This is a genomic window from Sphingomonas sp. LR55 (assembly GCF_036856015.1).
Classification (GTDB): Bacteria; Pseudomonadota; Alphaproteobacteria; order Sphingomonadales; family Sphingomonadaceae; genus Sphingomonas.
Genome location: NZ_JASPFO010000001.1, coordinates 1,179,404 through 1,191,578, shown reverse-complemented (window position 1 = coordinate 1,191,578; position 12,175 = coordinate 1,179,404). Strand labels below are relative to the sequence as shown.

Sequence of the window (12,175 nt, the reverse complement as noted above, 5' to 3'; positions counted from 1 at the left end):
GCGCCGCATCGACGCCGGTATAATAGACCAGATATTCGCTATCGGTGACCAGGACGGTCGGGTCCTCGCACCCGCCGAGATCGGCAGGCCCCGGTCCCGGCACGATCGCCAGCCCCGGATCCATCTGGAAATGCAGCCCGTCCCTGCTCGCCCCGCCGGCGATGATCCCGGTCGGATCATGCGCCCCAAGCGGATGTGGCACCCCGCGGATCATCACGCGGTACAGCTCGCCTTCCTTCCAGACGAACGGACTCATCAGGTCCATCCCGTCGATCGGCGACGCCGCCGAGATCGTCACGGTATCGAGCTGCTCGACGACATAACTCAGCATCGGATCAGGCCCCTGTGCGACGGTCAGCGACAGCGCACCGTCGATCGTCACGGTCGTGCCGGTGATATAATCCGCGGCGGGCGACAGCAAGAACACGACCAGCGCGGCGACCTCGTCGGGCCGCCCAGCGCGCTTCCACGGGATCGCCGCTTCCTTCGCCGCCAGTTCCCCCGGATGATCGAGCGCGGACTGGTTCATCGGCGTCAGGATCATCCCCGGCGCGACGCCGTTCACCGCGATCCCCTTCGGCGCGAGTTCGAGCGCGAGCGTCGCGGTCAGCTGCGACAGGCCGCCCTTGGCCGAATCATAATCGACCCCGCCCGGCCGCGGCGCGCGTTCGTGGATCGACGAGATGTTGACGATCCGCCCCTTCGCCGCCTTTGCCTCCAGCGCGCGCACCATCCGCCGGCAGGTCAGGAACGGCCCGTACAGATCCGATCGGATCACCCGGTCGAACTGCGCCAGTTCCATATCGACGAGGTTGACGCCGGTCATGTTGAGCCCCGCCGAATTGACGAGCAGGTCGACCGTACCGAACGCCTTTTCGGCGGTGGCGAAAAGCTGTCCGACCGCCGCCTCGTCGCCGACATTGGTCTGGACGGCGATCGCACGGTCGTCTCCACCGATCGACGCGCAGACCGCGTTCGCTGCCGCGACATCCTTGAAATAGGTGATGACGACGCGCGCGCCGGCATCGCCCAGCGCCTTGGCGCAGGCCGCGCCGATACCCGATTCCCCACCCGTGACGATCGCGACCCGTTGCTCGAACATGGCTATTCCTGACGTCTGTTTTCTCAGTCCGTCGCAAGCGCTTAACCGGGGCGCGGTGCAAATGAATTTGCTGTCAGGGCCACGACATGATGCCGCCCTGCGACAATCTGCAATTCAATTTGGCTTTTTACCAAGCCTGTGCTTGATGCGGCGCAGTTCGGCGGGGCGACCAAGATCCCGCTTCTGGGAGGATAGGAATGCGCAACCGTCTGTTTGCAAGCACGATTTCGATGCTGGCCTTGTGCGGCGCCACGGCGGCGACGTCGCAGACCTATGGCCCCTTCAACGTCGTCGCGCCTGCGGGCGGCGATAGCGTCAGGACCGTGATCGGCGGGGAGCGCGCCGCAGCAATCAACGCGCAGAACTGGACGATGTCGAGCTGGATCGAGCCGAAAGCGATTCCGAACGGTAGCGCGCTGGTTGCCGGATTTGGCGACGCCGCGACGGGTCCGCGCCGCTATCTGGCGCTCGATCAGGGTCGCCCCAGCCTCGTCACCGAAGCCGGCGTGCTGGCCGCCAGCGCGCGCATCACGGCAGGCACATGGCATCACGTCGCCGCGACCTTCGACGGCACGCAGGCGCGGCTGTTCGTCGACGGGCGGCAGGTGGCGCAGCGTCGCCTGACGGTGGCGCCGGTCGCTCCGGTCGCGACGATTGCCCCGCGGGGGGCCGGTCCGGTCTTCGCAGGGCGCGTCGCGGAGTTCGCGTTGCAGGTCGGCGCGCTCGATGCCGCGGCGGTACGCACGCAGGCGGGCACGACGCCCGATCCCGCGCTGACGCTGTATCAGAACGGCAGCCCCGACTGGCCGGTGCAGGTCCGCCAGTCGCTCGGCCAGACCGTCCAGCAGGATGCGTGGACGCGCCCCGTTTCGAAGGCCCCTTCCCCGCGCCGGTCGCCAAGCCGCTACCGACCGGCCCCGCGATCGTCGCGGTCCGTCCGGGCGAATGGACCGTAGCCGGCTGGCAACTGGCCGAGGCACCCAAGGTGACCGCGCCGGGCACGACGCTCAGCCGCGCCGGGTTCGATGCCTCGCGCTGGTATGTCGCCACGGTGCCGGGCACGGTGCTGACGACCTTGGTCGACCGCGGCGTCTATGCCGACCCCGCCTACGGTCTCAACAACATGACGATCCCCGAACGCCTCGCGCGGCAGGATTACTGGTACCGTACCGAGTTCGATGCGCCGGCCGAAACCGCGGGCAAGCGTCAAATGCTCACCTTTGATGGCGTCAACTACAGCGCCGAGATCTGGCTGAACGGCGCACCGATCGGCACTATGAAGGGCGCGTTCGTCCGCGGGCGGTTCGACGTCACCGGCAAGCTGCTGCCCGGTCGCAACGCGATCGCGGTGAAGGTCTCGCCGCCGCCGCATCCCGGCATCGCGCACGAGGAATCGATGACCGCAGGCGTCGGCGAGAATGGCGGGATGATGATGCTCGACGGCCCGACCTTCGTCGCGACCGAGGGCTGGGACTGGATCCCGAGCATCCGCGACCGCAACACCGGCATGTGGCGCGGCGTGACGCTGACCACGAGCGGCGCGGCGACGCTCGGTGATGCCCAAGTCGTCACGACCTTGCCCAAGCCCGACAACAGCGTCGCGGACATCGAGATCGGCGTGCCCGTCGCGAACCCGTCCGACCGCGCGGTGACCGCGATCGTCCGCGCCGCGTTCGACGGCGTCTCGGTCGAGAAGCCGGTGACGCTCGCACCCGGCCAGACGACGACCGTGGTAATGAAGCCCGCCGACTTCCCGCAACTGTCGGTGCGCAATCCCAAGCTCTGGTGGCCCAACGGGTACGGCGACCCGGCGCTGCACGACCTGACTTTGACCGCGACCGTCGATGGCGCGACCAGCGATACCAAGCACGTCCGCTTCGGCATCCGCCAGGTCACCTACGACATCTCGCTGATGGACAAGGACGGCGATCTCGACCGCGTCGGCATCGACCTGTCGAAGGCACGGCAGCGCGGCGAGCGGATCGTCGACGGCACGCACACCGGCATCCGCAAGGTATCGAACGGCTGGGCCGCGAGCCTCGTCCCCGGCGCGGAAAAGTCTCCCGCGGTGACCCCGATCAAGGATCAGGACGGCCTGTCCCCCTATCTCGTCATCCGGGTCAACGGCGTGAAGATCGCGGCGCGCGGCGGCAATATCGGCATGGACGACTTCATGAAGCGCGTCGACCGCGCGCGCCTCGAGCCGTTCTTCCGCCTCCACAAGGACGCGCATCTCAACATTATCCGCAACTGGGTCGGCCAGAATACCGAGGATACTTTCTACGACCTCGCCGACGAATACGGCCTGATGATCCTCAACGATTTCTGGGAATCGACGCAGGATTACAATCTCGAGGCGCAGGATCCGGCGCTGTTCATGACCAACGCGACCGACGTCGTGAAGCGCTATCGCAACCACCCGTCGATCGTCGCGTGGTTCGGCCGCAACGAGGGCGTACCGCAGCCGATTCTGAACGAGGCGCTGGAGACGCTGATCGACACGGAGGACGGCACGCGGCTCTATATGGGCTCGTCCAACCGCGTGAACCTGCAGAATTCGGGCCCGTATAACTGGCGCCCGCCAGTCGAGTATTTCACCGAACACGCCAAGGGCTTCTCGGTCGAAAGCGGCACGCCGTCGCTGCCGACGCTGGAGGCGTGGCAGCGCGCGATCCCCGCGGCGGACCAATGGCCGATCAGCGACAGCTGGGCCTACCACGACTGGCACCAGACCGGGAACGGCGCGGTGAAGACGTACATGGACGTGCTCGGCACGCGTTTCGGCGCGGGCACCAGCCTCGCCGATTTCGAGCGCAAGGCGCAGATGATGCAGTATGAATCGTACCGCGCGATCTTCGAGGGGATGAACGCGCGGCTCTGGACCGAGCATAGCGGCCGGATGCTGTGGATGACGCAACCCGCCTGGCCGTCCTCGGCGTGGCAGATCTTCTCGTCGGACTACGACACGCAGGCGTCGTTCTACGGCGTCAAGAAGGCGTCGGAGCCGGTCCATGTCCAGATGAACCTGCCCGACTGGAAGGTGGTACTGGTCAACAACCGGCTCGCCGACCTGCGCGGCGTCAAGGTTACCGCCAAGGTCGTCAGCCTCGACAACCGCACGCTCGCCGATCGCACCGAGACGATCGCCGCCCCGCGCGAGGCGACCACCGACGCGTTCACGCTCGATCTGGCGCCGCTGCTGCAACAGGGCGTCGCGCTGGTCCGGCTCGAAGCCACCGACGCTGCGGGCAAGCGGCTGTCGACCAACTTCTACTGGCAGGCGAAGGACGATGCCGCGTTCCAGGCGCTCAACACGCTGGCCGCGGTGACGCTCGGCGGCACCGCGACCACCCGGATCGACGGCGCGGAGACGGTCGCGACGGTGACGCTGACCAACGCCAGCGCGACGCCCGCGATCGAAACCAAGCTGACGGTGATGAACGCCGACGGCACGCAGGTCCTGCCGGCGTATTTCAGCGACAATTACGTCTCGCTGCTCCCCGGCGAGACCCGTGATATCGAGATCCGCTACCCGACCGCGAAGGCATCGTCGCCCAGCGTCACGCTGCGCGGCTGGAACGTCGCCGCATCGCGCGTGGTGGCACGATGAGGGGTCAGATTCTCGCCGCAGCGTTACTGTCGACTGTCTCGGCCACGGCTTCAGCACAGTCGCTTGCATCGCCGGACGGGCGCATCACCGTGACTTTGGGCACCAACGACCAGGACCAGCCGACCTACCGGCTCGATGTCGGCGGGCAGACGCTCTTGTCCCCGTCGACGCTCGGGCTCGAGTTCGAACATTATGCCAAGCTCGCGAACGGACTGAAGGTCGCGACCATCGATCGTCGGTCGGGCACCGATCGCTACACGCTGCCCGCGGGCAAGGTGTCGCGCGTCGACGATCGCTATAACGAGATCGTCGTCCATTATGCCGAGCCGCTCGCGACCGGCCGCAAGCTCGATATCGTTCTGCGCGCCTACGACAGCGGGATCGCATTCCGCTACGCCATCCCGCGCCAGCCGACCCTCACCTCGGTGCGGATCGCCAACGAACTGAGCCAGTTCGCCTTCCCCGCCGATTATGCCTGTCACGGTCTCAATCTCGGGAGCTTCGGCACCAGCCACGAGGGGGAATATGATCCGGTGCGCGCTTCGGCGATCCGTCCGCATAACCTCTACGAACTGCCGCTGGTCTGCGCGACCGGGAATGGCGGACCAGCGCTGGCCTTTGCGGAAGCGGACGTCACCGACTGGCCCGCAATGTACCTGACCGGCACCGAGACCGGCGCGCTCGGCGTCGCCGCCAAGCTCGCCCGCCGCCCCGACGATCCCGATATCGCGGTGAAAGCCGAGGTCGGCACCGGTCTGCGCTCGCCGTGGCGGGTCGTCATGGTCGGCGCGAACCCGGGTGCGCTCATCGAGAACACATTGCTCACCAGCCTCAACCCCGCGCCGGTCGGCGACTTCTCTTGGGTGAAGCCCGGCAAGACCGCCTGGGACTGGTGGTCCGGCCCGATCCTCGCGGGCGTGCCGAATGCCGGCACCAACGACGCCACGATCAAGCGCTTCATCGATTTCGCCGCGCAGACGGCGCTGCCGTACATGATGATCGACGATGGCTGGTATGCGAACAGCGGCGACGGCTCGACGCTGCGTCCCGGCGCCGACCCGACCAAGCCGATCGCGGCGATCGACCTGCCCGGACTGGTCACGTACGGACGTCAGCGCGGCGTCGGCCTGATCGTGTGGATCCACTGGAAGCTGCTCGACCAGGATATGGACCGGATCCTCGATCAGGTTGCGGCATGGGACCTAAAGGGGATCAAGGTCGACTTCATGAACCGCGACGACCAGGTCATGATCGGCTTCTACCACCGTCTCGCCGCGGCGACCGCCAGGCGTCACCTGCTGCTCGACCTGCACGGCGCGACGCATCCATGGGGCATGACGCGGACCTGGCCGAACTTCATCACGCAGGAAGGCGTGCTCGGCGCGGAGTACAATAAATGGACGCGGCGGATCACCGCGCGGCACAATATCACGCTCGCCTATACGCGGATGCTCGCCGGGCCGATGGACTATACGCCGGGCGGGTATCGCAACCGCACACCCGCGACGTTCCGCATCACCGCGACCGCGCCCGAGGTCCAGACGACGCGCGCCGCCGGCCTCGCCATGTACGTGGTGTATGAGAGCCCACTCGGCAGCGTCGCGGACTCGCCCGACGCGTATCGCGGCCAGCCCGGCCTCGATTTCCTCCGCGACGTGCCGGCGACCTGGGACGAGACGCGCTTCCTGGCGGGTGACATCGGCGACTATGTCGCGATCGCGCGCCGCAAGGGAAAGCGCTGGTATATCGGCGCCATGACCGATGCCGCGCGCACCGTGACGCTCCCGCTCGGCTTCCTCGGCACCGGCAGATATGTCGCGCGTCGCTGGACCGACGGCACCGCGCCAACCGACTTGGTAACCGAGCGGACGACCGTAACCAAGGCAGACCGCCTGACCCTCGAACTGGCCGCGTCGGGTGGCGCCGCGGTGATCCTGGAGACCGAACGATGAAGTCCCTGCTCGTTGCCCTCTCGCTGGTTGCCATGGCCACGCCCGTCGTCGCGCAGACCGAAGACGCCAAGACCAAGGCGGCGCGCGAAGCCGAAGACCGGCTCCACACCGACTGGGCCTGGCTCGGCCGCTATCAACAGGCCAATGCGGCAGTCCCCGCCAAGGGCGCACAGCCGCGCGTGGTCTTCATCGGCGATCTCGATCACGCAAGGCTGGTTCGACATGGTCCCGGCGTTCTTTGCCGACAACAACCGCTTCGGACGCGGCATCGGCGGGCAGACCACGCCGCAGATGGTGCTGCGCTTTCGCCAGGACGTCATCGACCTGAAGCCGGCGGTGGTACAGATCATGGCGGGCACCAACGACATCGCCGGCAATACGGGGCCGATGACGCCCGACCAGTCGAAGGCGAACATCATGACGATGGCCGAACTCGCGCGCGCATGGCATCCGTGTCATCCTCGCCTCGATCCCGCCGGCCGCGAACTTCCCGTGGCGTCCGGGTCTCGAAACCGCCGACAAGATCGCGGCGATGAATGCTTGGCTGAAGACCTACGCCGCGCAGACCAACTTGACCTATGCCGATTACTGGACCGCGCTGCATGACGGCAAGGCGTTGCGCGCGAGCCTGACCTATGACGGCGTCCACCCGAACAAGGCGGGGTACGCGGTAATGGGCCCGGTCGCCGAAGCCGCGATCCGCTCGGCACTGGCAAAGCCTGCGCCAAAGGCGATCGCCCGGTGATCTTTGCGCTCGCGCTCGCCGCCGCTGCTCCGGCTACTTCTGGCCCGGTGGTCCGTACCGACGATGGACCGGTCCGCGGTGCCGCGCTCACCGGTGGCGGCGCGGTGTTTCGTGGCATCCGGTTCGCCAAACCGCCGGTCGGCCCGCTGCGCTGGCGTGCGCCCGAGCGCCCCGCACCCTGGACGAGTCCCGTCGACACGATCGCCGAGCACCCCGCCTGCGCGCAGCTGGTCTATGGCGACTGGAACCGCGCTGCGGCCCAGACCAGTGCCGAAGACTGCCTGTTCCTCGATGTCCGCACGCCCAAGCTGGCCGGTGCCGATACGGCTGACAAGCCCCTTCCCGTCCTCGTCTGGATCCACGGCGGTGCCAACCGCGCCGGCGCTGGCGGCGGCACGGTGGAATCGAAGATCACCGAGGCCGGCATCGTGCTCGTCAGCGTCCAGTACCGCCTCGGTGCACTCGGCTTTCTATCGCACCCTGCGCTCAGCCGCGAACAAGGCGGCCATTCGGGCAACTACGCACTGATGGACCAGCAGGCCGCACTCGGCTGGGTCCAGCGCAACATCGCGCGGTTCGGTGGCGACCCACGCCGCGTCACGATCGCCGGTGAGTCCGCCGGCGCGCAGGACGTCGCGCTGCACCGCCTCGCCCCAGCCTCGCGCACGCTGTTCGCGCAGGCGATCCAGGAAAGCGGCACCGCAGGCTTCGGGGTCGCGCCGCGGAGCCTTGCGCAGAACGAGCGTCTCGGCGCGCTGATCGCCACGACCGCCGGGCTGCCCGCGGTGGCGACCGCGGCCCAGCTCCGCGCGCTGCCGGTAGACTCTATCCTCGCCGCGCAGGATGCGGTCGACGTCCCCGATCTCGACGACGACAGCTTCATCTGGTTGCAGGCGGTGGTCGATGGCCGCGTCCTGACCGATACGCCCGCGCATCTGCTCGCCACCGGCAAAGTCTCGCGCGCGCCGCTGATCGCCGGCATCAACGCACGCGAACTGACGCTGCATGGCGGCCTGCCTGCGGCGACCGCGACGATCCGCCGGGAATTCGGACCGAATGCCGATCGCGCAGCGACGCTCTACGGGCTCCAGCCAGGCGGCACCCCGGTCACCGACCCGAGGCTCGGCGACGTGACCGTGCAGCTCGCCAACGACCTCACCTTCCGCTGCCCCACCGTCGCGCTCTCGAAAGCCCTCACGCGCGTCGGCGTCCCGGTCTGGCAGTATCAGTTCGACTATGCGCCACCGGGCGGCACCGTCAGCCACGCCAGCGAGCTCGGTTACGTCTTCAACCCAGCCAAACCGGGCGAGCCGCCACTCGCCGCCTATTGGACGAATTTCGTGAAGACCGGCGATCCCAACGGCGCCGGACTGCCGCACTGGCCGGCCTATTCGCTCGGCAAACGCGGCTATGTTGCGTTCCAACAGACCGGACCGGTGGCCCGCACCGATCTTCGTGGGTCGATCTGCGGGTTACGCGACACGCCCTGATCGTCCCCCGGGTCAGGACTTGATCAGGACTCTGTCAGGACTTGATCAGGATCGCATCGGAGGGGAGCATCCGGTCGAGGAACGGCAGGATCGCCGCGCCGACCGCCGGTGCATCGCGCGATAACGTCGCACGGCGGATCGGTGCGGAGGCCGGGATATTGGGCGCCGCGGCGGTCAACTTGCGCAACGTTTCGGCCGCCAGACGATCGAGGATCGCATCAGGCAGGCGTCCGCCGAGCAGGATCGCGGCCGGATTGATCAGGCAGTTGATCGCGGTCAGTGCGGGCACGAGCGCGGTCGACGCCTCCTCGATCCAAGTCTCGAGATGCGGCGCATGGGCCTCGGAGAACATCTGCGTCGGATCGAGTCCGGCGATCGACAGCCCCGCCGTCTCAAGTCGCTCGGCCAGTGCCGACAGCGATACGACGTCCTGCAAGACACGCGACGGATCGCCCGCCAACGGCAGGAAGCCGATCTCGCCGCTGCGTGCATCGGCACCGCGATAATAGGTGCCGTCAATCACGATCCCGCCGCCGAGCCCGGCGCTGATCAGGATGTAGAAGACGCTGGCGTGATCCAGGCCGCTGCCGAACTGCGCCTCGCCGATCGCCGCGGCGGCGGCATCATTGTCGATATGGATCGACCACGGCACGACGTCCGCGAGCAACGCCTGAAGATCGACCTCGCCCCAGCGCTCATACCCCTCGGGCCGGTGCGGCAGGACGACGCGACCGAGGTCGTCGGGGAGCGCGACACCGACGCCGAGCACGCGGTCGGCGCGGATCACGCCGCTCTGCTCGATCTCGGCGAGACCGGTCCGCACAATCGCGACGACGTCTTCGGGCATCGCGAACGCGATCTGGCGGGTGAATCGCGATCGGACCGTGCCCGCCAGATCGAGCGACACCAGCGTCACATGATCGCGGTCGATGTTGAGGCCGATTGCGAAGCAGCCATCGGGATTGATCCGCAACCGCACCGCGGGCTGGCCGCGGGCACCGGTGCGGCGGCCGGCATCGACGATCAGCTCGGCGTCGAACAGCCTGGCCGTGATATTAGCGATCGTCGGCGAGGTCAGGTTGGTCATCGCCGCGATTTCGCTGCGGGTGATGTCCGGATTGCGCCGGATCACCCGCAGCACGACGCGCTGGTTATAATCGCCCGCGCGTTCCAGGTTGGTGCCCGACAGGCTCGGCCCAAGCCGCACCGCACGCTCGTCCGCGGTAACTCCGCCTTGGACCGCCGGCTCGAAATCCGAAAAATTCAACCTCATCCCTCCGGTGATCTTGAAAGATCCCATTTTGGTATTGTCGATCGTCCCCCGTCACCGAACCCAAGTCAACATTCAAAAAATCATTTTGGTATTCTTCTGGAATGCCGTCAGCGCGTGGCGCCGCCCGCGGCAATCCAGCGGTCGATCTTCTTCTCCAGCACCGGCATCGGCAGCGCGCCGGTATCGAGCACCTGCGCATGGAAGCCGCGCGGATCGAACTTCGCACCCAGCGCCGCCTTCGCCTTCGCCTTGGTCCGCGCGATCGTCAGCTGGCCGATCTTGTACGCCAGCGCCTGCCCCGGGATCGCGATGTAGCGCTCGACCTCGGCGGTCGCGTCGGTCCGCGCCATCGGCGAGTTGGCGAGCATGTAGGCGATCGCCTGGTCGCGCGTCCAACCCTTGGCATGGATGCCGCTATCGACCACCAGCCGCATCGCGCGCAGCATCTCGTCGTTTAGCCCGCCCATCCGCTGATACGGATCGGTCTCGACGCCCAATTCCTTCCACAGGCTCTCCGAATACAGCGCCCAGCCCTCGACATAGGCGGTATTCCCGCCGAACCGCATGAACGCCGGCAGCGCAGTGTTCTCCTGTGCGAGGCTGATCTGGAAATGATGCCCCGGCACGCCCTCGTGCAGGAACAGCGTCTCCATCTCCCAGGTGTAGCGCGACGGCAGATCATAGGTGTTGTAATAGAACACGCCGGGCCGCGTCCCGTCGGGCGTACCGCCCTGGTACGAGCCACCCGCCTCGGTCTTCTCCTTGAACGCCGGCACTGCGCGGATCTCGAGCTTGGTCTTGGGCACCAGCGAGAACTGCTCCGGGATCCGCTGATAGATCCGCGTCTCGATCGCCTGATACCCCTCGCGCAGTTTCTCGGCCGACGCAGGCGCGAACTTCGCATCGGTCCGCAGATAGGTGAAGAACTCGGGCAACGTCCCCTTGAAGCCGACCGCCCGCTTCTGCGTTTCCATGTCCTTCAGCAGCCGCGCGACTTCGGACAGACCCAGCGAATGGACCGCGTCCGCGGACAGTGGCAGCGTCGTGTTCTGCTCGATCAGATACGCATACAGCTTCGCCCCGCCCGGGATCGCCGACAGCCCGACGCTGTCGCGCGCCTTGGCGCGGTATTCGTTGGCGAGGAAATCGCGCATCCGCTGTTCGGCCGGCAGGATCACGTCGCGGATCTGCGTCGCATACGCCTTCCGCAACCGCGCCTGATCCGCCGCGCCGACGCTCGCCGGAAACGTCTTGAGCGGCCCCGCGAAGGTCGAGCGCTCGACACCCTCCTTGATCAGATTGTCGAACTGGCCGATCATGTTGTCGACCACCAGCCGCGGCTGGACGATGCCGTCCTTCATCCCCTCGCGGAACAGCCCGATCGCGCGATCGAGCACCGCGGCATAGTCGGCATTACGCTTCAGGTTGTTCTCGTAATCGACGAGCGTCTTGAACGGCGCGGCGCCCTGCCCCGACGCGAAATCGGGATAGAAGGTCTGGAACCCCGAGAAATGATCCATCGGCAGGTCGCGCTGGATCTTGAGCAGGTCGGGCGCATAGCCGCGCAACGTGATCCGCGTATTCGTCTCGAACACGTCATACGCGATCTGGTCGACCGCCGAGAGCTTACCGCGATCGATCCGACCCAGCGCGGCGAGATCGGCCTCCGCCGCCGCCCGCTCGGCCGCAGTATACGCGTCGGTGAGATAGTCGCCGAGATGATCCGCATAGCGCAGGTCGCCGCGAAAGATCGCCGACACCGGGTTGCGCTTCAGGCTCGCCTCGTCGCTCGCGTAGAACAGCGCCTTGAGCTTGGTATCATCGGCGCTGTCGCCGGCCTGCGCGGTCGGTGGCGGCAACGCCTGCCCGACCGCCGTACTCGCGCCGGTGGTTGCAAGAAACGCAGCGAGCAGCAGCTTGATCGACACCGGCAAATTCCCCCACCGCAAACACGCGGCTATCAGCGAGGATTAGGCCGGGCATCCAACCGCTGCAAGCAACGC

At 67.1% G+C, this 12,175-nt stretch carries 6 protein-coding genes and 2 pseudogenes; 5 read left to right on the top strand and 3 right to left on the bottom strand.

Annotation, left to right across the window (positions count from 1 at the left end):
* Positions 1 to 340: 340 nt before the first annotated feature.
* Positions 341 to 1,102, bottom strand: a pseudogene (locus QP181_RS05600) (SDR family NAD(P)-dependent oxidoreductase); the annotation flags it as partial.
* A 197-nt stretch (positions 1,103 to 1,299) separates the two neighbouring features.
* Here QP181_RS05600 and QP181_RS05595 point away from each other — a divergent pair.
* The 5 genes and pseudogenes from QP181_RS05595 (at position 1,300) to QP181_RS05570 (ending at position 8,899) form a co-directional block, all read left to right on the top strand.
* Entirely contained in the window at positions 1,300 to 2,058 is a 759-nt protein-coding gene (locus tag QP181_RS05595; RefSeq protein WP_333927918.1) for a LamG domain-containing protein, read from the top strand.
* On the top strand, positions 1,956 to 4,712 hold the full coding sequence (locus tag QP181_RS05590; protein WP_333927917.1) for a glycoside hydrolase family 2 protein: 2,757 nt from the start codon (positions 1,956 to 1,958) through the stop codon (positions 4,710 to 4,712). Before QP181_RS05595 ends, QP181_RS05590 begins: the two co-directional genes overlap by 103 nt.
* Complete coding sequence (locus QP181_RS05585; protein WP_333927916.1) at positions 4,709 to 6,664, top strand: glycoside hydrolase family 97 protein; 1,956 nt, start codon at positions 4,709 to 4,711, stop codon at positions 6,662 to 6,664. Before QP181_RS05590 ends, QP181_RS05585 begins: the two co-directional genes overlap by 4 nt.
* A gap of 144 nt (positions 6,665 to 6,808) precedes the next feature.
* A pseudogene (locus QP181_RS19935) lies at positions 6,809 to 7,409 on the top strand (GDSL-type esterase/lipase family protein).
* The gene (locus tag QP181_RS05570) at positions 7,406 to 8,899 is read left to right on the top strand and encodes a carboxylesterase/lipase family protein (protein WP_333927915.1); all 1,494 of its coding nucleotides are present in this window, start codon (positions 7,406 to 7,408) and stop codon (positions 8,897 to 8,899) included. Before QP181_RS19935 ends, QP181_RS05570 begins: the two are co-directional and overlap by 4 nt.
* A 34-nt stretch (positions 8,900 to 8,933) precedes the next feature.
* On the opposite strand, the gene QP181_RS05565 is transcribed toward QP181_RS05570, so the two are convergent.
* On the bottom strand, positions 8,934 to 10,172 hold the full coding sequence (locus QP181_RS05565; protein WP_333927914.1) for an ROK family transcriptional regulator: 1,239 nt from the start codon (positions 10,170 to 10,172) through the stop codon (positions 8,934 to 8,936).
* A gap of 107 nt (positions 10,173 to 10,279) precedes the next feature.
* Complete coding sequence (locus QP181_RS05560) at positions 10,280 to 12,100, bottom strand: DUF885 domain-containing protein (protein WP_443027521.1); 1,821 nt, start codon at positions 12,098 to 12,100, stop codon at positions 10,280 to 10,282.
* Between the last annotated feature and the right edge of the window lie 75 nt (positions 12,101 to 12,175).